Origin of the sequence: Arthrobacter sp. CAN_A2, from assembly GCF_015752045.1 — a bacterium.
GTDB lineage: Bacteria > Actinomycetota > Actinomycetes > Actinomycetales > Micrococcaceae > Arthrobacter_D.
The window spans coordinates 372,667-397,283 of sequence record NZ_JADOUS010000002.1 but is presented as its reverse complement, the minus strand read 5'-3'; the positions used below and the strand labels follow the sequence as shown (position 1 = coordinate 397,283).

22 protein-coding genes are annotated in these 24,617 nt (G+C 69.2%); 12 read left to right on the top strand and 10 right to left on the bottom strand.

Annotated elements, in window-relative coordinates; all coding sequences use genetic code 11:
* Positions 1-197 precede the first annotated feature (197 nt).
* Entirely contained in the window at positions 198-1,799 is a 1,602-nt protein-coding gene (gene purH, locus IWX63_RS03960; protein WP_199276820.1) for a bifunctional phosphoribosylaminoimidazolecarboxamide formyltransferase/IMP cyclohydrolase, read from the top strand.
* A 112-nt stretch (positions 1,800-1,911) separates the two neighbouring features.
* Positions 1,912-4,134, top strand: a complete 2,223-nt coding sequence (locus IWX63_RS03955; RefSeq protein ID WP_199276819.1) for an NADP-dependent isocitrate dehydrogenase — start codon at positions 1,912-1,914, stop codon at positions 4,132-4,134.
* Positions 4,135-4,222: 88 nt separating this feature from the next.
* Here IWX63_RS03955 and IWX63_RS03950 read toward each other — a convergent pair whose 3' ends face one another.
* From IWX63_RS03950 to IWX63_RS03915, 8 genes are all read right to left on the bottom strand, one after another.
* Entirely contained in the window at positions 4,223-5,302 is a 1,080-nt protein-coding gene (locus IWX63_RS03950; protein ID WP_199276818.1) for a Gfo/Idh/MocA family protein, read from the bottom strand.
* 110 nt (positions 5,303-5,412) lie between these two features.
* Positions 5,413-6,513 (bottom strand): substrate-binding domain-containing protein, encoded by a 1,101-nt coding sequence (locus IWX63_RS03945; RefSeq protein WP_199276817.1) that lies wholly within the window; start codon positions 6,511-6,513, stop codon positions 5,413-5,415.
* A 64-nt stretch (positions 6,514-6,577) separates the two neighbouring features.
* Positions 6,578-7,879, bottom strand: coding sequence for a multiple monosaccharide ABC transporter permease (gene mmsB, locus IWX63_RS03940; protein ID WP_199276816.1), 1,302 nt, complete (start codon positions 7,877-7,879; stop codon positions 6,578-6,580).
* A 24-nt stretch (positions 7,880-7,903) separates the two neighbouring features.
* Positions 7,904-9,442 carry a multiple monosaccharide ABC transporter ATP-binding protein gene (gene mmsA / locus IWX63_RS03935; RefSeq protein ID WP_199276815.1) on the bottom strand — a complete coding sequence of 513 codons (1,539 nt, stop codon included), beginning with the start codon at positions 9,440-9,442 and terminating at the stop codon, positions 7,904-7,906.
* A 125-nt stretch (positions 9,443-9,567) separates the two neighbouring features.
* A complete protein-coding gene (locus IWX63_RS03930) occupies positions 9,568-10,791 on the bottom strand; it encodes an ROK family transcriptional regulator (protein ID WP_199276814.1) in 1,224 nt (407 codons plus the stop codon).
* Between the two features lie 32 nt (positions 10,792-10,823).
* Positions 10,824-11,345 (bottom strand): gamma carbonic anhydrase family protein, encoded by a 522-nt coding sequence (locus IWX63_RS03925; RefSeq protein WP_199276813.1) that lies wholly within the window; start codon positions 11,343-11,345, stop codon positions 10,824-10,826.
* Positions 11,346-11,386: 41 nt separating this feature from the next.
* The gene (gene purU / locus IWX63_RS03920; protein ID WP_199276812.1) at positions 11,387-12,247 is read right to left on the bottom strand and encodes a formyltetrahydrofolate deformylase; all 861 of its coding nucleotides are present in this window, start codon (positions 12,245-12,247) and stop codon (positions 11,387-11,389) included.
* Positions 12,248-13,381 (bottom strand): FAD-dependent oxidoreductase, encoded by a 1,134-nt coding sequence (locus IWX63_RS03915; RefSeq protein WP_199276811.1) that lies wholly within the window; start codon positions 13,379-13,381, stop codon positions 12,248-12,250.
* Positions 13,382-13,684: 303 nt separating this feature from the next.
* Between IWX63_RS03915 and glyA the strand changes: the two genes are divergently transcribed.
* The 5 genes from glyA to IWX63_RS03890 all read left to right on the top strand — a co-directional run bounded on the left by glyA (position 13,685) and on the right by IWX63_RS03890 (position 18,728).
* A complete protein-coding gene (gene glyA, locus IWX63_RS03910; protein WP_199276810.1) occupies positions 13,685-14,986 on the top strand; it encodes a serine hydroxymethyltransferase in 1,302 nt (433 codons plus the stop codon).
* Positions 14,987-15,135: 149 nt separating this feature from the next.
* Entirely contained in the window at positions 15,136-16,029 is an 894-nt protein-coding gene (locus IWX63_RS03905) for a bifunctional methylenetetrahydrofolate dehydrogenase/methenyltetrahydrofolate cyclohydrolase (RefSeq protein ID WP_199276951.1), read from the top strand.
* A gap of 59 nt (positions 16,030-16,088) precedes the next feature.
* Positions 16,089-17,030, top strand: a complete 942-nt coding sequence (locus IWX63_RS03900; RefSeq protein WP_199276809.1) for an ABC transporter ATP-binding protein — start codon at positions 16,089-16,091, stop codon at positions 17,028-17,030.
* Entirely contained in the window at positions 17,023-17,898 is an 876-nt protein-coding gene (locus IWX63_RS03895; protein ID WP_334685608.1) for an ABC transporter permease, read from the top strand. The genes IWX63_RS03900 and IWX63_RS03895 overlap by 8 nt, the downstream gene beginning before the upstream one ends.
* Positions 17,895-18,728: an ABC transporter permease gene (locus tag IWX63_RS03890; RefSeq protein ID WP_199276808.1), complete on the top strand. Its 834-nt coding sequence runs from the start codon at positions 17,895-17,897 to the stop codon at positions 18,726-18,728. Before IWX63_RS03895 ends, IWX63_RS03890 begins: the two co-directional genes overlap by 4 nt.
* A gap of 49 nt (positions 18,729-18,777) precedes the next feature.
* Here the strand turns inward: IWX63_RS03890 and IWX63_RS03885 are convergent, their stop codons facing one another.
* On the bottom strand, positions 18,778-19,488 hold the full coding sequence (locus IWX63_RS03885) for a sortase domain-containing protein (protein ID WP_199276807.1): 711 nt from the start codon (positions 19,486-19,488) through the stop codon (positions 18,778-18,780).
* A 15-nt stretch (positions 19,489-19,503) separates the two neighbouring features.
* Positions 19,504-20,283, bottom strand: a complete 780-nt coding sequence (locus IWX63_RS03880; RefSeq protein ID WP_199276806.1) for a CHRD domain-containing protein — start codon at positions 20,281-20,283, stop codon at positions 19,504-19,506.
* A gap of 170 nt (positions 20,284-20,453) precedes the next feature.
* Between IWX63_RS03880 and IWX63_RS03875 the strand changes: the two genes are divergently transcribed.
* Genes IWX63_RS03875 through IWX63_RS03855 form a run of 5 tightly spaced genes read left to right on the top strand, consistent with a single transcriptional unit; the run spans position 20,454 to position 24,542 of the window.
* The gene (locus tag IWX63_RS03875; RefSeq protein WP_199276805.1) at positions 20,454-20,954 is read left to right on the top strand and encodes a hypothetical protein; all 501 of its coding nucleotides are present in this window, start codon (positions 20,454-20,456) and stop codon (positions 20,952-20,954) included.
* A gap of 52 nt (positions 20,955-21,006) precedes the next feature.
* Entirely contained in the window at positions 21,007-21,831 is an 825-nt protein-coding gene (locus IWX63_RS03870) for an exodeoxyribonuclease III (RefSeq protein WP_334685606.1), read from the top strand.
* Positions 21,832-21,847: 16 nt separating this feature from the next.
* A complete protein-coding gene (gene trpS, locus IWX63_RS03865; RefSeq protein ID WP_199276803.1) occupies positions 21,848-22,891 on the top strand; it encodes a tryptophan--tRNA ligase in 1,044 nt (347 codons plus the stop codon).
* Positions 22,892-22,951: 60 nt separating this feature from the next.
* On the top strand, positions 22,952-23,494 hold the full coding sequence (locus tag IWX63_RS03860) for a 2'-5' RNA ligase family protein (protein WP_334685605.1): 543 nt from the start codon (positions 22,952-22,954) through the stop codon (positions 23,492-23,494).
* Positions 23,454-24,542, top strand: coding sequence for a YihY/virulence factor BrkB family protein (locus IWX63_RS03855; RefSeq protein ID WP_199276801.1), 1,089 nt, complete (start codon positions 23,454-23,456; stop codon positions 24,540-24,542). Before IWX63_RS03860 ends, IWX63_RS03855 begins: the two co-directional genes overlap by 41 nt.
* Positions 24,543-24,617: the final 75 nt, after the last annotated feature.

Genomic DNA, 24,617 nt, shown 5'->3' with positions numbered 1-24,617 from the left:
GAGGGGCGTGGGTCCTGCGAGAACTGTACGCATCATTCTGTGCCGAGAAGGTGCCGAGACGGCAGGGATGACCGGGAAAAGGCCCCTCGGCCGGTCGTTTCCGCCCTCTCGAGCGCCGGCGATCATCCAGGGGTATCGGCCGGACGCCCCTATAGACTGGGGGGCGAACCCCAGCGAAGCGACCTACGGAGATCTGCGTGAGCCTGACCCACCTTGACCGTGTCCCCATCCGCCGAGCACTCATCTCGGTGTTCGACAAGACCGGCCTGGAGGAGCTGGCGCAGGGCCTGCACCGTGCGGGCGTCACCATCGTCTCCACGGGCTCGACCGCGCAGCGCATCGCCGCCGCGGGTGTCCCCGTCACCGAGGTCTCCGAGGTGACCGGCTTCCAGGAGACCCTCGACGGGCGCGTGAAGACCCTCCACCCCAAGGTCCACGCCGGCATCCTCGCCGACCGTCGCCGCCAGGAGCACATCGACCAGCTCGCAGAACTCGACATCGAGGCGTTCGACCTCGTGGTCGTGAACCTCTACCCCTTCGTGGAGACCGTGCGCTCGGGTGCGGAACCCGACGACGTCGTCGAGCAGATCGACATCGGCGGGCCCGCGATGGTCCGGTCCGCGGCGAAGAACCACCCGTCGGTCGCCGTCGTCGTCGATCCCGCGCGCTACGGCGACGTGGTCACCGCCGCCGCGGAGGGCGGCTTCGACCTCGCGGCACGACGCCGGCTGGCCGCGCTGGCCTTCGCGCACACCGCCGCGTACGACACCGCCGTCGCGTCCTGGACGGCGGAGCAGTTCGAGACGGACGACGACGTCCGGTGGCCGGGCTACGCGGGGCTCGCCCTCGAGCGGTCCGAGGTGCTGCGCTACGGCGAGAACCCGCACCAGCAGGCCGCACTGTACGTGGAGAAGGGTGCCACGCCGGGCATCGCGCAGGCCGACCAGCTGCACGGCAAGGCCATGAGCTACAACAATTTCGTCGACGCGGACGCCGCCCTGCGCGCGGCCTTCGACTTCGACGAGCCCGCCGTCGCGATCATCAAGCACGCCAACCCGTGTGGCGTCGCGATCGGATCCGCCGACGCCGAGGACCCGATCGCCGACGCGCACGCGAAGGCCCACGCCTGCGACCCGGTCTCCGCGTTCGGTGGCGTCATCGCCGCGAACCGCGAGGTCACCGCGGGGATGGCCCGTACGGTGAAGGAGATCTTCACGGAGGTCGTGATCGCGCCGTCGTTCTCCGCCGAGGCCGTGGAGATCCTGTCCCAGAAGAAGAACATCCGGCTCCTCACCCTGCCGGACGGCTACGGGCGGAACCCGGTGGAGTTCCGGCAGGTCTCCGGGGGAGTGCTCATGCAGGTCGCCGACGCCCTGGACGCGGACGGCGACGACCCCTCGACCTGGACGCTCGCCGCCGGTGACACCGCCGACGACGCCACCCTCGCGGACCTGGCCTTCGCCTGGAAGGCATGCCGTGCCGCCAAGTCCAACGCCATCCTGCTGGCGCGCGACGGCGCCTCCGTCGGCGTCGGGATGGGCCAGGTCAACCGGGTCGACTCGTGCCGGCTCGCCGTCGAACGGGCCAACACCCTCGGCGGAACCGAGCGCGCCCGCGGGTCCGTGGCGGCGTCGGATGCCTTCTTCCCCTTCGCCGACGGCCTCCAGATCCTGCTCGACGCCGGCGTCCGCGCCGTGGTGCAGCCGGGCGGATCGGTGCGCGACCAGGAAGTGACCGACGCCGCGAATGCAGCAGGCGTCACGCTCTACCTGACGGGTGCGCGCCACTTCTTCCACTGACGCCGCCCCGCCTCCGCCGTTAGGCGAAGCCCGAAAAAGCTCGGTAGGTTAGAGCCGATGGGCAACCCCCAACCACCCGTACAACGCATGAGCACCAGGGAGACGCCAACCCATGGCCAAGATCATCTACACCCACACCGACGAAGCGCCGATGCTGGCCACCTATTCGTTCCTGCCGATCATCGAGGCGTTCGCGTCCACGGCGGGCGTCGAGGTGGAGACCCGGGACATCTCGCTGTCGGGACGCATCATCGCCCTCTTCGGTGACCGCCTCACCGAGGACCAGCAGATGGAGGATGCGCTCGCCGAGCTCGGTGCGCTGGCGAAGACGCCGGAAGCGAACATCATCAAGCTGCCGAACGTCAGCGCGTCCATCCCGCAGCTCAAGACCGTCATCGCCGAGCTGCAGGGCCAGGGCTACGCGCTGCCGGACTATCCGGACCACCCGTCCACGGACGAGGAGAAGGACGTCCGCGCGCGGTACGACAAGGTCAAGGGCAGCGCCGTGAACCCCGTCCTCCGTGAGGGCAACTCGGATCGCCGCGCCCCCGCCTCCGTCAAGAACTACGCACGGCAGAACCCGCACAGCATGGGTGCCTGGACGCCGGAGTCGAAGACGAACGTCGCGCACATGACGAGCGATGACTTCCGGTCCAACGAGAAGTCCGTGGTCATCCCCGTGGACGGCACCGTCTCGATCCGGCACGTCGCCGCCGACGGCACCGTCACCGTGCTCAAGGACGCGTTCCCCGTGCTCGCCGGTGAGGTCGTGGACGGCACCGTCATGCGCGCCGCCGCCCTCAATGACTTCCTGACGGCGCAGGTCGCCCGCGCGAAGCAGGAGGGCGTGCTCTTCTCGGCGCACCTGAAGGCCACCATGATGAAGGTGTCCGACCCCATCATCTTCGGCCACGTGGTCCGCGCCTTCCTGCCCGCGCTCTTCGAGGAGTACGGCACCCAGCTCACCGCCGCAGGCCTCAGCCCGAACAACGGCCTGGCCTCCATCCTCGGCGGCCTCGACAAGCTCCCGGAGGACGTCCGCGAGGGCGTCCGGCAGGCCATCGCCCGGGGCATGGAGGACGGGCCCGCGATCGCCATGGTGGACTCGGACAAGGGCATCACCAATCTGCACGTGCCGAGCGACGTGATCGTGGACGCGTCCATGCCCGCCATGATCCGGAGCTCCGGTCACATGTGGGGACCGGACGGCAAGGAAGCGGACACGCTCGCCGTCCTCCCGGACAGCAGCTACGCCGGCATCTACCAGGTGGTCCTCGACGACTGCCGCGCCCACGGCGCCTTCGACCCGACCACCATGGGGACCGTCCCGAACGTGGGCCTCATGGCGCAGGCCGCCGAGGAGTACGGCAGCCACGACAAGACCTTCGAGGTCCAGGCCGCGGGCACGGTGCAGCTGGTCGACGGCGAGGGTACGGTGCTGATCGAGCACGACGTCCAGCCCGGCGACATCTGGCGCGCCTGCCAGACCAAGGACGCCGCGATCCTCGACTGGGTGAAGCTCGCCGTGACCCGTGCACGTGCCTCCGCGACCCCGGCCGTGTTCTGGCTCGACGAGGGCCGCGCCCACGACACGATCCTCATCGCGAAGGTCAGGGAGTACCTGGCCGAGCACGGGACGGACGACGCCACGCTCGAGATCATGACGCCCGTCGACGCCACGGCCTTCACCCTCGAGCGCATCCGCCAGGGCGAGGACACCATCTCCGTCACCGGCAACGTGCTCCGCGACTACCTGACCGACCTGTTCCCGATCCTCGAACTGGGCACCAGTGCCAAGATGCTCTCGGTGGTCCCCCTCATGAACGGCGGCGGGCTCTTCGAGACCGGGGCCGGCGGGTCGGCTCCCAAGCACGTGCAGCAGCTCGTGAAGGAGAACCACCTCCGCTGGGACAGCCTCGGCGAGTTCCTCGCGCTGGCCGTCAGCTTCGAACACCTGGCGACGACGACGGGGAACCCGCGTGCGCAGATCCTCGCCGACACGCTCGACCGGGCGACGGGCACCTTCCTGCTCGAGAACAAGTCCCCCAGCCGCCGCGTCGGCGAGATCGACAACCGGGGGAGCCACTACTTCCTCGCCCGCTACTGGGCCGAGGAACTGGCGAAGCAGGAGCAGGACGCCGAGCTCGCGGCGAGCTTCGCCCGGGTGGCCGAGGCCCTGACGGGTAACGAGGACACCATCGTGGCCGAGCTGCTCGCCGTCCAGGGGTCACCCGCGGACATCGGCGGGTACTACCACCCCGACGTCACGAAGGTGACCGAGGTGATGCGTCCGTCGGCGAAGCTGTCGGAGGTCCTGGCGATCCTCGCGAAGTAGCCCCCTCCTTCTTCACGGAAGCCGGTGTACCGCCTCCGCGGTACACCGGCTTCTGCATGTCAGGCCCCGTTCTCCGGTGCCGGCTCCGTCAGTGCGTGTCGTTCGCGTAGCGCAGGCCGATCTGGGCGCGTACGCCGTCGAGCAGGCGCATGGTCTTCACGGTGTCGCCGATCGGCATCGTCGGGCTCTCCGTCAGGCCCTCCTGGATGCAGCGGGTCACCTCGCGCAGTTCGTAGGTGTACCCGCCGCCGGCCTGCTCGAAGTGCTCCACGCGGGCGTCCGCGTCTCCGGCCTTGATCGTCAGTTCCTGCGGGTTGTGCAGGTTCCCGCCACCGGTCTTCAGCCAGCCCCCGGACCCGCACACCGTCGCCTGGCCCGGGCAGGAGGCGATGAATGACGACGAGAGCTGGGCGTACGCGCCGCTCCCGTAACTCAGGGTGACGGCGTTCTGCAGGTCGACGCCGTCACTGTTGAGCGTGCCGATGGCGGACACGGAGTCGGGGAAGCCGAGGGACCCCAGGGCCCAGGTGAGCGGATAGACCGTGAGGTCCAGCAGCGCACCGCCGCCGGCCGCCGGGTCCCAGAGCCTGCTGGCCGGGTCCTCCGGAGCGGTGAACCCGAGGTCCGCCTGTATCCACCGGATGTCGCCCAGCTCGCCGGAGTGGATGATCTCCCAGGCGCGGTTCACGCTGGGCAGGAAGCGCGTCCAGACCGCTTCCATGAGGAACAGCCCACGGTCAGCGGCGATGGCTGCGAGTTCCTCCGCCTCGGTGGCATTGATGGTGAAGGGCTTCTCGCACAGGACGTGCTTGCCCGCCGTGAGGGCGGCCTTCGCGACGGCGTAGTGCTGGCCGTGCGGTGTGGTGATGTAGACGACGTCGACCTCCGGATCGTCCACGAGCCGCTGGTACCCGGCCACGCCGCCGTCGTTGCCGTAGCTCGTGGCGAACCCGAAGCGGTCCGCGAAGGCGGCGGCGCTGTCGGCACTGCGTGAACTGACCGCATGGAGCACGGCGTCCTCCAGCAGCGCGATGTCCTGCGTGACCTTGGACGCGATCCCGCCCGTGGCGATCACGCCCCACTTCAGGGGCCGGCCGGTGGCGACGACCGGGCTGGGAGCCCCGGCGCCGGCGCAGGGGGGAGTGATGATGCGGTGCTGTGGGTTCATGGACCCATCCTTGCCGCTGGCCGGAGCTGCGTCCATCCCCGGCACGACGAAGCGCCCCGGCCGGGGCCGGGGCGCTTCGGGTCCTGCTCCCGGAAGGATCCGGGCGGGTGCTACTGGGTCAGGGGAGCCAGCGTGGGGTCGTTGGCGTACGCCTCCGCTGCGTTCTCCTTGGTGACGATCTGCGGCTCGAGCAGGTACGCGGGAACCGTCTTCACGCCGTTGTCGTAGGAGTCGGGATCGTTGATCTCGAGTTCGTTCCCGGCCTGCAGGTCGTTGACCATCACGATGGCGTGTTCCACGAGGGCGCGGGTGTCCTTGTTGATCGTGGAGTACTGCTTGCCCTCCATGATCGACTTCACGGATTCGACCTCGGAGTCCTGGCCGGTGACGACCGGGATGGGCTTGCCGGCACCCTCGACCGAGGTCAGGATCGCACGGGCGAGCGTGTCGTTGGGGGAGAGGACGCCGTCGAGCTCTTCCGAGCTGTAGCTGCCGGACAGCAGGGTGTCCATGCGCTTCTGGGCGTTCTCCGCCTTCCAGCCCTGGGTGACGACCTGGTCGAAGGTCTCCTGGCCGGACACGACGACGAGGTTGCCGTTGTCGATCTCGGGCTGGAGGATGCTCATGGCGCCGTCGAAGAAGACCTTCGCATTGGCGTCGTCCGGCGAACCGGCGAACAGTTCGATGTTGTAGGGGCCCTCGGGCTTCGCGGCCTTCATGCCGTCCAGCAGGGCCTGGCCCTGGAGCTCGCCGACCTGGAAGTTGTCGTAGGCCACGTAGTAGTCCACGTTCTCCGTGTTGGTCAGCAGGCGGTCGTACGCGATGACGGTGATGCCGGCATCCTTGGCCTGCTGCAGCTGGGTGCCGAGCTGGGCGCCGTCGATGGCACCGACGACCAGGACCTTCACACCATTGGTGATCATGGAGCTGATCTGGTTCTGCTGCTCGGAGACACCGCCGTTGGCGAACTGCACGTCGGGATCGTAGCCGGCCTCGGTCAGGCCCTCATTGAAGAGCTCCTCGGCGAGGACCCAGTTCTCCGAGGTCTTCTGCGGGAGCGCGACGCCGATGGCCGATCCTGCTTCGAAGCCTGCAGCGGCGGTCTCGCCGTCTGCAGAGGGAGCCGCTTCTTCGCGGCCGCATCCGGTCAGCGCCAGCGCCGATATGGCAGCGATCGCTGCGAGGGATTTTGCGAAAGTACGCATTCTCATTCTCTTTCTCTTGCTTCTGGTGGACGGGGAAAGCTCTGGTGCCGGGACCCGGGTGTGCCGGGTCCTAGACGTCGTGGGAGATGACCTGCTTCGTTCCGACGGCCTGCTCGGTCGGTGCCGGGGTAGGTGCTTCGGTGTCGACCTTCTTGCCGCCGTCCCCTCCGCCGAATCTCCGGGTGATCAGGCCGATGATGGACGGCCTGCCCTGGTTCTTGCTGTAGACGTCGAAGGCGACGGCGATGAGCAGCACCAGGCCCTTGATGATCTGGGTCTGGTCCGCGCCGGCTCCGAGGAGCTGCAGTCCGTTGTTCAGGACGGCCATGACGAGGCCTCCGATGATGGATCCGACCACGGTGCCGACGCCGCCCGTGACGGCTGCGCCGCCGATGAACACGGCAGCGATCGCGTCGAGCTCCCAGCCGACGCCGTCGGACGGGCCGGACGCGGTGGAACGGCCGACGAAGATCATCCCGGCGAGGGCCGCGAGGATCGACATGTTCATCATGACCATGAAGTTCACGCGCTTGCCCTGCACGCCGGACAGCTCCGCCGCGTGGCGGTTGCCACCGACGGCGTACACGTGGCGGCCGGCGACGGTCTTGTTGGAGATGAAGGCGTAGACGATGACGAGGACGCCGAGGATCAGGCCGGGAACGGGGAAGGACGTGCCTGGACGCCCGGTGGCGAAGAGGTAGGTCGCGTAGAGGATGACCGCGGAGAGCAGGACCACCTTGGTGATGGGGACCCACATGGGGGGGACGTCGGCGTTGATCTTCTCCAGCTTGCGGCGTCCCCGGAACTCGTTGTAGATCACGAAGGCCACGAGGGCGAGGCCCATCAGCGCGGTCAGGTTGTTGTAGCCGATGTTCGGGCCGACCTCGGGCAGGTACCCGGCGCCGAGGTAGCGGAAGCCCTCGGGGACCGGGACGGTGAGGGAGTTGCCCACGGACTGGTTGGCGCCGCGGAACAGGAGCATCCCGGACAGGGTCACGATGAACGCGGGGATGCCGACATAGGCCACCCAGAAGCCGTGCCACATCCCGATGAGCGCGCCGAGCGCCAGGCCGAGCACCACCCCGAGGTACCAGGGGATGCCCCAGTCGCGCATCGCGATCGCGACGACGATGCCGACGAACGCGGCCACGGAGCCGACGGAGAGGTCGATGTGCCCCGCGATGATGACGAGCACCATCCCGATGGCGAGGATGAGGATGTACGAGTTACCGTTGAACAGGTTCATCATGTTCACGGACGTGAGCATCTTGCCGCCCGTGCGCCACTGGAAGAACAGGACGAGCGCGACCAGGGCGAAGATCATCCCGAATTGGCGGGTGTTCCCGCCGAAGATTTGTTTGAGGGAATTCATGGTGTCTTTCCTAGGGGCGTCGGGTCAGGCGGATTTCCTGCTGGCGGTCATGAGTTTCATCAGGGATTCCTGGTTCGCGTGCTCGCGGTCCACTTCTCCGGTGATGGCGCCCTCGAAGATCGTGTAGATCCGGTCCGAGAGGCCGAGCAGTTCGGGTAGTTCGGAGGAGATGACGATGACGCCCTTCCCCTGGTCGGCGAGTTTCTGGATGATGCCGTAGATCTCGTACTTGGCGCCCACGTCGATGCCGCGGGTGGGCTCGTCGAGGATCAGCAGTTCGGGGTCCGTGAACATCCACTTCGCGAGGACGACCTTCTGCTGGTTGCCACCCGAGAGTTTCGCGACGCCCTCGTTGACGCTCGGCGTCTTGGTGCGCAGGGACTTCCGGTACTCCTCGGCGACCCGGAACTCCTCGTCCCGGTCGACGACGAGCCCGTGCGTGATCTTCTTCAGGTTCGCGGACACCGTGGTGGTCTTGATGTCGTCCAGCAGGTTGAGGCCGAGCGACTTGCGGTCCTCGGTGACGTAGGCGAGGCCGGCGTCGATCGCGTGGGGTACCGAGCGGAGGGTGATCTCCTTGCCGTCCATGACGATCTGGCCCGATTTGAAGTTGCCGTAGGAGCGGCCGAAGACCGAGCGCGCGAGCTCCGTGCGCCCGGCGCCCATCAGCCCCGCGAACCCGACGATCTCGCCGCGCCGCACCTTGAAGTTCGAGTTCTTGCACACCAGGCGGTCGGGCACGGTGGGGTGTCCGACGGTCCAGTTCCGCACCTCGAAGAAGGTCTCACCGATCTTCGGGGTGTGCTCCGGGAAGCGGGATTCGAGCGAGCGGCCCACCATCCCGCGGATGATGCGGTCCTCGTCGACGCCGTCCTCCTTGACGTGCAGGGTCTCGATGGACTTGCCGTCGCGGATGATCGTGATCGAGTCGGCGATCTGCTCGATCTCGTTGAGCTTGTGGGAGATCATGATGCAGCTGATGCCCTTGGCCCGCAGGCCGGCCATCAGGTCCAGGAGGTGCTGCGAGTCGGACTCGTTCAGGGCTGCGGTGGGCTCGTCGAGGATGAGCAGCTTCACCGACTTGCTGAGCGCCTTGGCGATCTCGACGAGCTGCTGCTTGCCGACGCCGATGTCCTTGATCTTGGTGGTCGGGTCCTCGCTCAGGCCCACGCGGGCCATGAGCTCCAGCGTGGACCGGTTGACGTGGTCCCAGTCGATGACGCCGAAGCGGGTGGGCTCGTTGCCGAGGAAGATGTTCTCCGCGATGGAGAGCTCGGGGATGAGGGCGAGCTCCTGGTGGATGATGACGATGCCGGCGGCCTCACTGGAGCGGATGTCCTTGAACCGGACCTCCTCGCCCTGGAAGATGATGTCGCCCGAGTAGTCGCCGTACGGGTAGAGCCCCGAGAGGACCTTCATGAGGGTCGACTTCCCGGCGCCGTTCTCACCGCAGATGGCGTGGATCTCGCCGGCGCGGACCTCGATCGAGACGTCCGCGAGGGCCTTGACGCCCGGGAACTCCTTCGTGATGGAGCGCATCTCGAGGATGATGTGGTTCTTCATTGGTTCTCCCGCAGTGACGGCATTGTCTTGATGCAGGCCCAATCACGACCCGAACAGAATTGAACATGCCCGGGCCCTTGCAGTCAACTGTTGAACGCAGAGCTCCGGGAAAACAGAGGAAATCTTTAGGTGGAGCCCACGAGCGCGGGGGAGAGCCCCGACTGGGCAAGGACGACGGCCGCACCTCCGAGCGCCTCGGCGCGGTCACCGAGCGAGGACATGCAGACGGTCGTCGTCTCGCCGATGATGGGCACGGCGTGGCGGGCCAGTCCGCGTCGGATCGGCCCGAGGAGGATCTCGCCGAGATCGGTGAGCGGACCGCCGACGACGATCGTCTCGGGGTTGATCAGGTTGGCCATGTGGGCGAGCGCCCGCCCGATGGCGAGGCCGGCGTCGTCGATCACGCGGAGGGTCGCTGTGTCGCCGGTGAGCGCGCGGTCGATGATGCGCCGTGTGTCGACGGGCTCGCTGCTCCCGCGGCTGAGCAGCTCGATCATGGTGGAGGTCGATGCGACGGTCTCGAGGCAGCCGCGATTGCCGCAGCGGCAGATGAGGCCGTGTTCGTTGATGGTGGTGTGCCCCAGTTCCCCGGTGACCCCGACATTCCCGTAGAACAGCGCCCCATTGAGGACGAGGCCGGAGCCGATACCGGAGCCCACCTTGATGAACATCAGGTTGTCCACCGCGCTGTGGGGCCCCCACGTCACCTGCGCCAGGGCGCCCAGATTGGCGTCGTTGTCGATGAAGACGGGCACGCCCAGCCGTTCGCTGAACGTCTCGTGGATGTTGATGCCCACCCATTCGGGCAGGATGGCCCCCTGCACGACCGTCCCGCTGCGTCGGTCGATCGGGCCGGGGATGCCGATGCCGGCGCCGAGGAGTGCGCTCCGGGAGATACCGCCGTTCTCGAGCAGGGTGTCCAGGAGGTCCGACGCGGCGGCGAGGCCGTCGTAGGCGCTGTGGCCGAGCGGCAGGGGGACGGAGGCTTCCTGCAGGATCCGGTAGTTGGGGCTCGCGAGGACCACGCGGAGGTGCCGGCGGCCGATGTCGATGCCCGCCACGACCTGCCCGTTGTCGTTGAGGATGACGGACAGGGCCCGGCGCCCCGAGCTGGTGGTGGGCACGGTGCTCACGACCCCGGTCGTGGCCATGGACTTCACGATGTTCGAGACCGTCGCCGTCGAGAGGCCGGTCTGCCGGGCGAGTTCCGCCTGGGTCCGTGGGCCTCCGCTCATGAGGGCCGCGATGATGCGCTGCTGGTTCCGCTCGCGCAGGGCGGACTGGGAGCCCGGTTTCGGAGGCGGGCCGCTCACGCTCGTCCTCGCCGTCGAGGGGGATTCTGCGGGCATGGGATCAAGGCTGCCGTAACGGGTGCCTGTCGTCAAGAAGTGAACGCTTGGCGATGCTCTTGGGCGAGAGTCTTGTACCGCTCCGCGTTGGCCCGCACAGCCTCGACCTCGTCGTCGGTCAGCTCCCGGCGCACCTTGGCCGGGACGCCCGCGACGAGCGACCGCGGCGGGACGACCGTGCCCTCGAGCACGACGGCGCCGGCGGCGACGAGCGACCCGGCGCCGATGACGGCGCCGTTCATGACCGTGGCGCTCATCCCGATGAGGCAGTCGTCCTCGATGGTGCACCCGTGCACCACGGCGCTGTGTCCGACGCTGACACGATCGCCGATCGTGGCCGGATAGCCCGGATCGGCGTGGACCACCACGTTGTCCTGGAGGTTGGTCCCCTCGCCGATCGAGATCGGGGCGGTGTCGGCGCGGACGCTGGCACCGTAGAAGACGCTGGCGGACCCGCCGAGCGTCACCTCCCCGATGAGGGATGCGGTCGGCGCGGTGAACGCCGAATCGCTGATGACGGGGGTCCTGCCGCGGAAGGTGATGAGGTGTGCCATGGCGTCAGCCTAGGCGACGCCCCGCCGGCGCGGGAGCGGGGTCAGTTGAAGACGATCGTGCGGCGCCCGTCGAGGAGGACGCGGTGCTCCGCATGCCACTGCACCGCCTGCACCAGCGCCCGGCCTTCCAGTTCCCGCCCGATCGAGGCCAGTTGCTCGGCCGTGCGGGCGTGATCGACCCGGATGACCTCCTGCTCGATGATCGGTCCCTCGTCGAGGGCCCCGGTGACGTAGTGGGCGGTGGCGCCGATCAGCTTCACGCCGCGCGCGTGGGCCTGGTGGTACGGGCGGGCACCCTTGAAGGACGGCAGGAACGAGTGGTGGATGTTGATGGCCCGGCCGAGCAGGTCCCCGCAGAGCCGGTCGCTGAGGATCTGCATGTACCGCGCGAGGACCACGAGTTCGATCCCGTGCTCGTCCATCAGTGCGCGCAGCCTGTCCTCGGCGTCGTCCTTGGTCTCGGGCGTCACCGGGATGTGGTGGAACTCGACGCCGTAGAACGCGGCGAGCTCCTCGAGGTCGCGGTGGTTGGACACGATCACGGGGATGTCGATGGCGAGCGTGCCGGAGCGGTGCTGGAACAGGAGGTCGTTGAGGCAGTGCGCGGCCCTGGACACCATGATGAGCGTTCGGGTGCGGCGCGCGGACGGGGTCAGCGACCAGTCCATCCCGAACTCTGCGGCCACGGGCCCGAGGGCCGAGCGCAGGTCCTCCTCCGACGCGTCGGTGTCCAGTGCCACGCGCATGAAGAAGGTGCCCGTGTCCGGGCTGCCGTACTGCTGCGACTCGGTGATGTTGGCCCCCACGCCGACCAGGGCGCCCGAGACGCCGTGGACGATCCCGGGCCGGTCGGCGCAGGACAGCGTCAGGGAGAAGGAGCGGGAGGCGTCGGGGGAGGTCACCTACGCCAGATTACCGGGGGGTCCCGATTGTGACGCGATCCCGCGCAGCCGGACCGCGGCCGCCGTCGCCGCGGCCCGTCCGGCCCGTGACGCGCCGAGCGTCGACGCCGATGCACCGTAGCCGACGAGCAGGAGCCGTGGTTCCTTCAGCACGTGCACTCCGTCCATGACGATGCCGCCGCCGGGCTCCCGGAGGCGCAACGGTGCGAGGTGGTCCAGGGCGGCGCGGAAGCCGGTGGCCCAGAGGACGGCGTCGACGGGTTCCTCGGTGCCGTCCGTGAAGACCGCGGACCGCTCGTGCAGCTCGGCCAGCGGCCCGCGCGACACGAGGATCCCGGCGTCGATGCCCGCCCGGTAGTCCGCCGTGAGCGGCAGCCCCGTCGCCGACACCACACTGGCTGGCGGGAGGCCGGCACCCGTCCGGGCATCGACCGCGGCCTCGACCCCGCGGCCCCATTCGGCGTCGAACGGGCGGCGGGTGAACGACGGCGGACGGCGGGTCGACCAGACGGGCGTGGCCCCGGCGGCGTGGAGCTGGAGGACGAACTGCACGGCCGAGGTCCCGCCGCCCACCACGAGGACGCGCCGGCCCGCGAAGTCGCCGGCCGAGCGGTAGTCGTGCGTGTGCAGCTGACGCCCCCGGAAGACCCGGCGGCCGCGGTAGTGGGGCCAGTAGGGGCGGTCCCAGGTGCCGGTCGCACTGATGACGACGTCGGCCGTCCAGGTGCCGTCCGTCGTGGCCACGCGGAGGGGGCCGTCAGCCTGCCCGTCGTCGTCGGCTTCCACGCGGACCACCGTGACCGGCCGGACCACGGGCAGGCCGAAGGTCCGCTCGTAGTCGCCGTAGTACCGGTTCACCACGCGCGAGGCGGGCTCCTCCGGGTCCGGTGTCCCGAGGTCGAGGCCCGGGAGGTCGTGCAGGGCGTGGGCGGCGTCGAAGGTGAGGGCCGGCCAGCGGTGCAGCCAGGCGCCGCCGGGCGCGGGGTTGGCATCCAGGACCACGAAGTCCCGGTACGGCTCGAGTCCCCGGCGCACCAGGTGGTAGGCGCTGCTCAGCCCCGCCTGGCCGGCACCGATCACGACGACGCGGACGCGCCCTCCGGTCCCGAGCCCTTCCCGCGCCGGTCCCTGCATGGCGAACGACCTCCCCGCTGCGGCGCCGCTCGTCGGCCACCGCTCCACTGATGCGGAACCTGTCCCGCCGTCAGCGTATTCCGGCTAACATGGGAGCGTCGCGACTGGCGTAGGGTGGGCAACCACCAGGAAGCGGCAGGAGGCCGGGATCCCCTGCGGGGCGCCCACGCCTCCAGTGCAGACCACGGATCGCACGCCTGGGCCGCGGGTCACGTTTCATGAGCGGCCGGGGCACGGACTGCAGTCCCGACCCCGCCCGCGATTCACGCTGACCCCTTGCGAGACCCAGAGAAGGATCAACCGATGACCACTTCGCCCATCGCTCCGTCCCACGCCGACTCCGTCACCAACGCACCCCTGTCCGAGGTGGATCCGGAGATCGCCGCCGTCCTCAGGGACGAGCTCGCACGGCAGCGGGACACCCTCGAGATGATCGCCTCGGAGAACTTCGCGCCGCGCGCCGTCCTCGAGGCGCAGGGCAGCGTACTCACCAACAAGTACGCGGAGGGCTACCCCGGACGCCGCTACTACGGTGGGTGCGAGCACGTCGACGTCGCCGAGAACCTCGCGATCGAGCGGGTCAAGGCGCTGTTCGGCGCCGAGTTCGCGAACGTCCAGCCGCACTCCGGCGCCCAGGCCAACGCAGCGGCGCTCTCCGCCATGATCAAGCCCGGTGACAAGATCATGGGCCTCTCCCTCGCGCACGGCGGGCACCTGACGCACGGCATGAAGCTGAACTTCTCCGGCAAGCTCTACGAGGTCGCGGCCTACGGCGTCGAGGAGGACACCCACCGCCTGGACATGGAGCGGGTCCGCGAGCAGGCGCTCGCCGCGAAGCCCCAGGTCATCATCGCCGGCTGGTCGGCCTACCCCCGCCAGCTCGACTTCGCCGCGTTCCGCGCGATCGCCGACGAGGTCGGCGCGCTGCTCTGGACCGATATGGCGCACTTCGCCGGCCTCGTCGCCGCCGGCGTCCATCCCAGCCCGGTCCCGTACTCCGACGTCGTCACCTCCACGGTCCACAAGACCCTCGCGGGTCCCCGCTCCGGCGTGATCCTCGCCAAGCAGGAATGGGCCAAGAAGCTCAACTCGAACGTCTTCCCCGGCCAGCAGGGCGGTCCGCTCATGCACGTCATCGCGGGCAAGGCCACGGCCTTCAAGATCGCCGGCTCGGCCGAGTTCAGGGAGCGCCAGGACCGCGTCCTCGAGGGTGCACGCATCATCGCGGAGCGCCTCACGGCGTCGGACGTCACCGAGCACGGCGTGTCGGTGCTCACGGGAGGCACGGACGTCCACCTCGTCCTCGTGGACCTGCGGAACTCGTCGCTCGACGGCCAGCAGGCCGAGGACGTGCTGCACTCGGTCGGGATCACCGTCAACCGCAACGCGGTGCCCTTCGATCCCCGTCCGCCGATGGTCACCTCGGGCCTGCGCATCGGCACGCCCGCACTCGCGACCCGCGGCTTCGGCGCCACCGAGTTCACCGAGGTGGGCGAGATCATCGCCGCGGCGCTCAAGCCCTCACCCGACGTCCAGGCCCTCCGTGCCCGCGTGTCCGCGCTCGCCGCCGACTTCCCGCTGTACCCGGGCCAGGAGGAGTGGTAGACGGGCTCCCGCCCGGCGCCCTCGCCTCCGAGGCCGCGGCGTCGACCGGCTACGACATCCCGGCCGAGGAATGCTGCTTCACCGGCTGCTGCGACCGCGGCAAGGCCTTCCTGCTCGAACAACTGGACACCCCGAGAAGGACGATCCTCATGACGACGACAGCCCGCATCCTTGACGGTAAGGCGACCGCCGCCCGGATCAAGGAGGAACTGACCGGGCGCGTCAGCGCCCTCCGGGAGCGCGGTGTGACACCGGGACTCGGCACGGTGCTCGTCGGGGATGATCCCGGCAGCCACTCCTATGTCGCAGGCAAGCACCGCGACTGCGCCCAGGTGGGCATCACCTCGGTGCGCCGGGACCTGCCCGCCACCGTCACCCAGGAGGAACTCGAGGCGGTCCTCGACGAGCTGAACGGCGACGACGCCACCACCGGGTACATCGTGCAGCTCCCGCTACCCGCGCACCTCGACACCAACGCGATCCTCGAGCGCATCGACCCGGCGAAGGACGCCGACGGCCTGCACCCGATGAACCTCGGCAGGCTGGTCCTCAACGTCAACGGCGAGATGGAGTCGCCCCTGCCGTGCACCCCGCACGGGATCGTCGAGCTCCTCCTCCGGCACGACGTCGCCCTCGAGGGCCTCGACGTGCTCGTCGTGGGACGTGGCGTCACCGTGGGCCGGCCGCTCGGGCTGCTCCTGACCCGCAGGCAGATCAACGCGACCGTCACCCTGGCCCACACCGGGACCGTCGACCTCGCGGACCACCTCGGCCGCGCCGACGTCGTCGTGGCGGCCGCCGGGATCCCGCACATGATCACCGCGGACCAGCTCAAGCCCGGCGCGATCGTGCTCGACGTCGGTGTGAGCCGGGTCGAGGACCCGGAGACCGGGAAGGCGAAGCTCACCGGCGACGTCGACCCCGCCGCGGCGTCCGTCGCCGGCTGGCTGTCGCCGAACCCCGGGGGAGCGGGGCCCATGACCCGGGCGATGCTGCTCACGAACGTCGTCGAGGCCGCCGAGCGTCGGGCCGCGCAGGCGTAGACACCCCGCAACCCCCCACAGGGGTCCTGCCCAGGGGAGTTGTCCCCTAGGCTGGGCGGGTGCCCACCCCTCCCGCCGGACCGCCGGTCATCTCCGCGCAGCAGCTCAGCAAGCATTACGGCGACTTCAAGGCCGTCGACGGCATCTCCTTCGAGGTGCCGGCGGGGGAGTCGTTCGGCCTGCTCGGCCCGAACGGTGCGGGGAAGTCGACCACCATGCGCATGATCGGCGGTGTCTCGCAGCGGACGTCGGGCCGGCTCACCATCATGGGCCTCGACCCCGAGGACCACGGCCCCGAGGTCCGCGCCCACCTCGGGGTGGTGCCGCAGCAGGACAACCTCGACGAGGAACTGAAGGTGCGGGACAACCTCATCGTGTACGGCCGCTACTTCGGCCTCCCCATGAGCTACCTCAAGCCGAAGGCCGACGAGCTGCTGGAGTTCGCCCAGCTCACCGACAAGGCGGGCGCCAAGGTCGATGCGCTGTCCGGGGGCATGAAGCGCCGGCTCACTATCGCGCGTTCGCTCATCAACGAGCCGAAGATCCTCCTGCTGGACGAACCCACCACGGGCCTGGACCCGCAGGCGCGGCACATCCTCTGGGACAGGCTGTTCCGGCTGAAGGAGTCCGGGGTGACCCTGATCCTCACCACGCACTACATGGACGAGGCGGAACAGCTCTGCGACCGGCTCGTGGTCGTGGACAAGGGCCGGATCATGGCGGAGGGGTCGCCCGCGCAGCTCATCCGGGAGCACTCCACCCGCGAGGTGCTCGAGCTGCGGTTCGGTTCGGAGCGCAACACCACGGTGGCGGGTGAGCTGCAGGGCATCGGGGAGCGGCTCGAGCCATTGCCGGACCGCGTACTCATCTACGCCCGGGACGGCGAGGCGGCCCTGGAACAGGTCACGTCCCGCGGACTGAAGCCCCTCACGTCCCTCGTGCGGCGGTCCTCCCTGGAGGACGTGTTCCTGCGCCTGACCGGGAGGAGCCTCGTTGAGTGACCGCGAGCCCACCGCCGTCCGGGACGCCCCCGCCGGCCCGCCGTACCTCCTCCACGCCCACCCGCCGGAGGTCTCCGCGCGCAGGGCCCGTGCCTTCGGATCTTGGTACTACGCCGAGCATGTGCTCCGCTCCATGCAGAGCTACCGCTGGACGCTGCTCGCATCCAGCGTCGGCACCCCGGTCATGTACCTGTTCGCGATGGGCGTGGGCCTGGCCACGCTCGTCGACGCGAACTCCGCCACGGCTTTCGGCGGCGTCGGCTATCTCGCGTTCCTCGCCCCGGCCCTGCTGGCATCCGCGACCATCATGACGGCGGCCACCGAGTTCACCTACCCCGTCATGGCGGGGTTCAAGTGGCGGCGGCTCTACTACGGGCCGCACGCCTCGCCCCTCAGCACCGACCAGATCGTCCACGGGCACGTCCTCGCGATCACGGCCCGGCTGACCGCGACCACCATCATCTACTTCCTCATCGTCGCCGCCTTCGGTGCGTCGCCGTCCGCCACGGGAGCGGCCGTCATCCCCGTCGCGGTCCTCAGCGGCCTGGCGTTCGGCCTCCCGCTGATGGCCTACTCGGCGAGCGTCGAGGAGGACAAGGGCCAGTTCGCGCTCGTCATGCGCTTCGTCGTGACCCCGCTGTTCCTCTTCTCCGGGACGTTCTTCCCGCTCGACACCCTGCCGGTCTTCCTGCAGTGGATCGGCTGGATCTCGCCGCTCTGGCACGGCACCGAACTGGGCCGGAGCCTCACCTACGGGCAGGTCGTCCCGCTCTGGCTCACCGTGGTCCATGTGCTGTACCTGGTGGCCCTCGCCACCGTCGGACTGCGCCTGGCCCGCTCCGTCTACGCGAGGCGGCTCGGCCGATGAGTGCCCAGCTCACCGCGCAGGACTATGTGCTGGACGGTTCGAAGCGGCGCATGGCCGCCCTGTATTCACGCAACGCCAGGGCGGTCATCGCGCGGGGGCTCCTGGCGACCCGCAGCAGCAACTGGCTCATCATGGTGTCCGGTTTCTTCGAACCGGTGCTCTACCTGGTCTCCATGGGCGTGGGCCTCGGCGCCCTCGTCGGCACGGTCGAGGGACCCGACGGACGGCCGATCAGTTACGCGGCCTACATCGCACCGGCCCTGCTCGCGGTCTCGGCCATGAACGGGGCCGTCTACGACAGCACCTGGAACGTCTTCTTCAAGATGAACTTCGCCAGGCTGTACCAGGGGATGCTCTACACCTCGCTCGGGCCGCTGGACGTCGCCATCGGCGAGATCTTCCTGGCCCTCCTGCGCGGGGCCCTGTACGCCACGGGCTTCACCGCGGTGATGGCGCTGATGGGGTTTGTCCCCTCGCCGGTGGCGCTGCTCGTCATCCCGGCGTCGGTGGTGATCGCGTTCGGGTTCGCGTCCTTCGGCATGGGTATCACGAGCTTCATGAAGACGTTCCAGCAGATGGAGTGGATCAACTTCGTGATGCTGCCGATGTTCCTGTTCTCGGCGACCTTCTACCCGCTGAGCGTGTATCCGCAGGGCATCCAGTGGGTCATCCAGGCGTTGCCCCTCTGGCACGGCGTGGAACTGCTGCGCCAGATCAGCGTCGCCTCGTTCACCTCGGCGACGGTGCTCCACCTCGGCTATTTCCTCGTCATGATCGCGGTGGGCATGCTGCTGACGACCCTGCGCCTGCGGAAGCTCTTCCTGCGGTAGTCCCCGGCGGATGTCGTCCCTGGAGGATGGACTCCCTGGGCGGATGGACCTAGGCGACGAGCGTCGCGTACACGACGTAGTTGTCGTCGAACTCCCCGGTGTCGGGGTTGTAGCCGTCACAGGTGATGAGGCGCAGTTCCGATCCCGGGGTGTTCCCGTACACCTCGAGGGTGGGGAACGAGTCCTTCCCGTACGCCTCGCCGCGCTGGAACTCGAAGACCGCCGTCGTGCCGTCCGCCCGGATGACACTCATGCGGTCACCGGCCTTGAGGGCGCGGAGGTCGGCGAAGACGCCCTTGCCGCCGTCGGTGGCATTCACGTGGCCGAGCATGACGGCCGGACCACGATCGCCGGGCGTGGGGGACTGGTCGTACCAGCTCGCGGGCGCTCCCGGGCCGTCGGGCGGTACCTCGAGGCTGCGGTTCTCGCGCAGGCCCAGGCTCAGCAGGTCGGTCCGGACGCCGATCGACGCGATCTCGAGGGTGACGGGCGCCGAGGCCGGGAGCACGGCGGGCAGCGGAGGTGCCGCAGCCGGGGCGGTCGACGGCACACTCGAGGGGGTGGCCGACGCCGTGGAGGGCGGGGCGGAGGGCGCTGTCGCGTCGGTGCCCGCTTCTGCGCCCGAGGAGACGCTCGGGGAGGCGGCGGGAGCCGGCGCGGTCGCGGGGGTGCCCGCGGCTCCGCACCCGGTCAGGAGGAAAAGGGCGGCCACCGCCGGGGCGGTGAAGCCCCAGCGGTGGCCGGTTACTCTATCGATCATCGTGAATGATCGGGACTATGCGTTGTCGGCCGTACGGCGACGGACGACGAAGGCTCCGCCGGCTGCTGCGGCTAGGACGAGGCCGCCACCGAGGGCGATCATGCCCGTGGTGTTGGAGGAGGACTCCATGGCGACGCCCGTGTCGGCTCCGCCGGAAGGCATGGCAGCCATCTGGCCCTTCACGAGGGTGCCGCACAGTGCGGGCGACGTGGCTCCGAGGGGGAGCTTGGGATCGAGATCGCTGGGGGAGGAGAAGACCTCGGTGGAGACGCCGGCGGTCGCGGGATCGAGACCGTGCACGACGACGACGGCGGTGCCGGCCTCGAGGGATGCCTTGGTCGCGGCGTCGAGGGTGATTTCACGCTGGACGTTGTAGGTACCGCCCTGGCCGCCGAGCGCCAGGTTCAGGCCCTCTGCCGGCGTGGTGGCGCCGGAGGTGGTCAGCGTGGTCAGGATGCCGCCGTAGTTGCCGGCGCCCTCGGTGACGTTGACGATGCCGTCGCCATTGGCGTCCTGGGCCATCGTGGGGCAGGTGCCCATGGCGCCGCCGTGGATGTGCTGGACGTGCGGGTACGGTCCGTCCATGAAGGTCTCGGCCAGGCCGGAGACCTGCAGGTTGACCATGGCGGTGTCGCCGGTGACATCGACGGTGATGCTGCCGGTACCGGTGGTGCCGTTGAGCTGGCCGAGGGTCGACGAGTAGCTGGCGTCGGCCGCCATTGCCGGGGATCCCGCCATGGCGACGGTGCCGAGTGCGAGGGCCGGTACGGCCAGGAGACGCATCTTCTTGTTCATGGGTGTTCCTCCATTGTACGAATGAAGCGCACCGAGGGGGCGCGCACGGGTGTACTTCGGGGTGACTGCCATCACGGATGGGAATTCTGGAAGGAAACTTATCAAAGCCTGACAGTTCGCCCGCGGTGGAAGCACCGGGGGCGCCGCTGCCGATGCGCGAGAATGGTGGGATGCAGTCATTAGGGAGTAATGGGAGGCCCGCGGGCCGGAGTCGCATCGGCACGGGCAGTGCAGGGATGGCCGTCATGCTGATCGTGTTCCTGGTCGCTGTGGTGTTCGCGGCGAACCAGAACGACGTCGTCGGCTGGCTGGTGGTGATCGTCTCGCTCGGGTGGCTCCTCGTCTTCAGCTATGTGGTCTTCAGCCTCCGGGGAGCGGCGCGGAAGGCGACGGCGCGCCTGGAGGCCCAGGGGGTCTTCGGGCCGGCCGGGCAGGGTCCGTCGGGGCAGGGCCCGGCGCGGCCCGTCACCTCGGACCGGGCCCGGGACCTGAAGCTCGATCACAGCTTCAAGATCGTCCAGGTGCAGGTCGGCGTGGTCAGGGAGTACCTCGGCAGGGACGAAGGCATGGTCGAGCGGGCCCTCGAGACGATCGAGATCACCTCGCACAACGCCCGCTCCATGATGAAGGGCTCCACCGAGGGGCCCGTCGAGGGCACCATTGTCGACTGAGGGGCCCTCCCCCCGGATGAATCGGAATACCCTGCCGGGTACAGTTGATCGGGTGAGTCCGGCTTCGAATCCCCCACAGAAACCCCTGCGCATCGCCTCGGTCAACGTCAACGGGATCCGCGCCGCCTACAAGCGTGGGATGCAGGACTGGCTGGACGGGCGGGACATCGACATCCTCTGCCTGCAGGAGGTCCGGGCCCCCGACGCCGTCCTCCGGACCCTGCTGGGCGAGGGCTGGCACATCCTACATACCGAGGCCGAGGCCAAGGGACGCGCCGGGGTGGCCGTCGCCTCCCGGCAGCAGCCGACGGCGACGCGGACCACGATCGGCGACTCCTACTTCGACACGTCCGGCCGCTGGGTGGAGGCCGACTTCGACGTTAACGGCGCACACCTCACCGTCGTGAGCGCCTACGTCCACTCGGGAGAGGTCGGCACGCAGAAGCAGGACGACAAGTACCGCTTCCTCGACGCCATGGCCACCCGTCTGCCCCAGCTACGCGACGGCGCCGACCACGCCGTGGTCATGGGGGACCTGAACGTGGGCCACACCCGGCTCGACATCCGGAACTGGAAGGGCAACATCAGGAACGCGGGCTTCCTTCCCGAGGAGCGGGCGTACTTCGACCGCTTCTTCTCGGACGACTGCGGCTTCGTGGACGTGGCACGCCACCTCGCGGGCGATGTCGACGGCCCCTACACCTGGTGGTCCTGGCGCGGCAAGGCGTTCGACAACGACACCGGCTGGCGGATCGACTACCAGCTGGCCACCCGGGCCCTCGCCACGAGCGCCGTGACCTCCGACGTCGACAGGGCGCCGAGCTGGGACACGAGGTTCTCGGACCACGCGCCGCTCGTCGTCGACTACCAGATCTAGATTCAGGACAGCTTCCATGACACACCCCACGCCCGCCGCGCACCCGGACCGGCGGCAGCGCATCCTCTCGGGCATGCAGCCCTCGGCGGGTTCCCTGCACCTCGGCAACTACCTCGGCGCGCTCGTCCAGTGGGTGCGCCTGCAGGAGACCTACGACGCCGTCTTCTTCATCCCCGACCTGCACGCCATCACGGTGCCGCAGGACCCGCAGGAACTGGCGCACCGCACCCGGCTCACCGCCGCACAGTACATCGCGGGCGGCGTCGACCCGGACCGGGCGACGCTCTTCGTGCAGTCGCACGTCCCGGAACACACCCAGCTCGCCTGGGTGCTGAACTGCATCACCGGATTCGGTGAAGCCTCGCGCATGACGCAGTTCAAGGACAAGGCCTCGAAGCAGGGGACGGATGCCGCGAGCGTGGGCCTGTTCACCTACCCGGTCCTCCAGGCCGCGGACATCCTCCTCTACCAGCCGGACGGGGTCCCGGTGGGCGAGGACCAGCGCCAGCACGTGGAGCTCAGCCGCGACCTGGCGCAGCGGTTCAACACGCGGTTCGGTGAGACGTTCGTGGTGCCGGAACCCTTTATCCAGAAGGGCTCCGCGAAGATCTACGACCTGCAGAACCCGACGGCGAAGATGTCGAAGTCCGCCTCGTCCCCGGCCGGGCTCATCAACCTCCTCGACGACCCGAAGGTCACCGCCAAGCGCATCCGGTCCGCGGTCACCGATGCCGGAACGGAGATCCGCTTCGACAGGGCCGGGAAACCCGGGATCTCCAACCTCCTCGCGATCTACTCCAGCCTGTCCGGGCGGACCGTCGCGGAACTCGAGGCCGAGTACGAGGGGCGCATGTACGGCCACCTGAAGGTGGACCTCGCCGAGGTGGTGGTGGACGCCCTGACCCCCGTCCGCAGCCGGGCGGAGGAGCTGCTGTCCGACCCCGCGGAACTCGATCGCCTGCTCGCCAAGGGCGCCGCGAAGGCCCGCAGCCTGGCCGCTCCCACCCTCGCCGAGGTCTACGCGCGGGTCGGCTTCCTTCCTGGCGCCGGGTCCCTCTGACCCATGTGCGCCTCGACCATCCAGCCCCGCGGAGCGGTAGGAGACTCGTCCTTCTCCAGCGTGACCGGTAGCTCCGTGGGGGTCACCATCCCGATTCCCGAGCCCCTCGCCGGCACCCTCGAGCTGTGGCGGGCGTCCTTCGGCGACCCGATGGCGGCGGTCGTGCCGCCGCACATCACCCTCATCACGACGACGCCGGCCACGGACTGGGACGAGACCATCGACCACGTCCGCGCGGTGGCCCGCGACCAGGCCCCGTTCACCGTCCGGCTCCTCGGCACCGGGTCCTTCCGGCCGGTCTCCCCGGTGGTCTTCCTCACGCTCGTGGAGGGCTTCCACGAGTGCGTGGATCTCCATGCCAGGCTGCAGTCCGGTCCGCTCGAGCGTGAGCTCGACTTCCCGTTCCATCCGCACGTCACCGTGGCGCACGATGTCTCCGACGCCGGCATGGACGCCGCCGTCGAGGAGCTGCGCACCTTCGAGGCCTCGTTCGAGGTGCGATCCATGGGACTCTATGAGCACGTACCGTCGGGCCTCTGGAAACTGAGGGAGGAGCTGTACTTTGGTCAAGGTACTGACGGCTCCGAAGCCGCAGCCGGTTGATCCGCCGTCGCCGGCCGATCTGCCCGGGCTGCACCGCAGGGTCGCAGAAGCCCGGATCCGGCTCGGGCGGCTGACCCGCTCAGGCGGTGGCGGCGTCGAACTCCTCGTCGCGCGGGTGGATCTCGCCCTGTCACGCATCAATACTTTCCGCGCGGTGCGGGTGTTCCAGCTGTATCTCCGCCGGCGTGGCCCCCTCATGGCCGCGGGTCTTGCCTACCGCCTCTTCTTCGCCATCGCGGCCCTGCTGGTGGTCGTGTTCGCCGCCCTGGGCATCATCATCGCCGGGAACGAGAACCTGCAGGACATCGCCGTGGACCTGCTCGACCAGGCCGTCCCGGGCCTGATCGACCAGGGGGAGGGGGCCGCCGGCCTCGTGACGCCCGACGCGCTGTTCGAGGCCACGAGTAACCTCGGCTGGACCATCGTCATCTCCGCGGGCGTGATGGTGGTGACCTCCCTCGGGTGGATCGGGGGGATGCGCCAGGCGATGCGGGGGATGTTCGGCCTGCGTCCCGTGGCCGTGATGCCGCCCGTCCTCTGGGCGAAGGACCTCGTCACCCTCGCGCTGCTCGGGGTCGTGATGCTCGTGACGACAGCGCTCGGCGTGGTCGCCACCAACACCCTGGGGGCACTGCTCTCCTTCCTCGACCTGGGCGCGGCCACCCAGGGGCTGACCCAGGCCGCGGGCTTCGCGATCATGATCCTCCTGGACACCTTCGTCGTCGTGGTCCTGCTCCGATCCTCCTCCGCGATCACGATGCCGAAGCCGATCCTCCTCCAGGGCGCGCTCATCGCAGGCATCGGGACCTCGGTGCTCCGGTTCTTCTCGACGCAGATCGTCGGCCTCTTCGGCAACAGCGTGATCCTGCTGTCGGTCGCGGTGGTCGTCGCCCTGTTCGTCTGGTTCTACCTGCTGAGCCAGGTGTACCTGCTCGCGACCGCCTGGTGCGCCGTGGGGACGGCGGATGCGGCCGCCGAGTCCGCGCGCCTGCACCATGCCAAGGCCGGATCGCTGCGGCAGCGGAGCAGGCGGAGGAGCCGCACCTAGCCCGACGGGCGGCGGCGTGCGGCGACGTCCGACCGGCAGCCGTGCCCACCCGGACGCAGAAAGGGCGGCCCGTCG

Excerpts from the sequence above, each read along its gene's own strand:
- IWX63_RS03955 (WP_199276819.1), top strand. The coding sequence starts at position 1,912 with ATGGCCAAGATCATCTACACCCACACCGACGAAGCGCCGATGCTGGCC.
- IWX63_RS03950 (WP_199276818.1), bottom strand. The coding sequence starts at position 5,302 with ATGAACCCACAGCACCGCATCATCACTCCCCCCTGCGCCGGCGCCGGG.
- IWX63_RS03945 (WP_199276817.1), bottom strand. The coding sequence starts at position 6,513 with ATGAGAATGCGTACTTTCGCAAAATCCCTCGCAGCGATCGCTGCCATA.
- mmsB (WP_199276816.1), bottom strand. The coding sequence starts at position 7,879 with ATGAATTCCCTCAAACAAATCTTCGGCGGGAACACCCGCCAATTCGGG.
- mmsA (WP_199276815.1), bottom strand. The coding sequence starts at position 9,442 with ATGAAGAACCACATCATCCTCGAGATGCGCTCCATCACGAAGGAGTTC.
- IWX63_RS03930 (WP_199276814.1), bottom strand. The coding sequence starts at position 10,791 with ATGCCCGCAGAATCCCCCTCGACGGCGAGGACGAGCGTGAGCGGCCCG.
- IWX63_RS03925 (WP_199276813.1), bottom strand. The coding sequence starts at position 11,345 with ATGGCACACCTCATCACCTTCCGCGGCAGGACCCCCGTCATCAGCGAT.
- IWX63_RS03915 (WP_199276811.1), bottom strand. The coding sequence starts at position 13,381 with ATGCAGGGACCGGCGCGGGAAGGGCTCGGGACCGGAGGGCGCGTCCGC.
- glyA (WP_199276810.1), top strand. The coding sequence starts at position 13,685 with ATGACCACTTCGCCCATCGCTCCGTCCCACGCCGACTCCGTCACCAAC.
- IWX63_RS03905 (WP_199276951.1), top strand. The coding sequence starts at position 15,136 with ATGACGACGACAGCCCGCATCCTTGACGGTAAGGCGACCGCCGCCCGG.
- IWX63_RS03890 (WP_199276808.1), top strand. The coding sequence starts at position 17,895 with ATGAGTGCCCAGCTCACCGCGCAGGACTATGTGCTGGACGGTTCGAAG.
- IWX63_RS03885 (WP_199276807.1), bottom strand. The coding sequence starts at position 19,488 with ATGATCGATAGAGTAACCGGCCACCGCTGGGGCTTCACCGCCCCGGCG.
- IWX63_RS03880 (WP_199276806.1), bottom strand. The coding sequence starts at position 20,283 with ATGAACAAGAAGATGCGTCTCCTGGCCGTACCGGCCCTCGCACTCGGC.
- IWX63_RS03875 (WP_199276805.1), top strand. The coding sequence starts at position 20,454 with ATGCAGTCATTAGGGAGTAATGGGAGGCCCGCGGGCCGGAGTCGCATC.
- trpS (WP_199276803.1), top strand. The coding sequence starts at position 21,848 with ATGACACACCCCACGCCCGCCGCGCACCCGGACCGGCGGCAGCGCATC.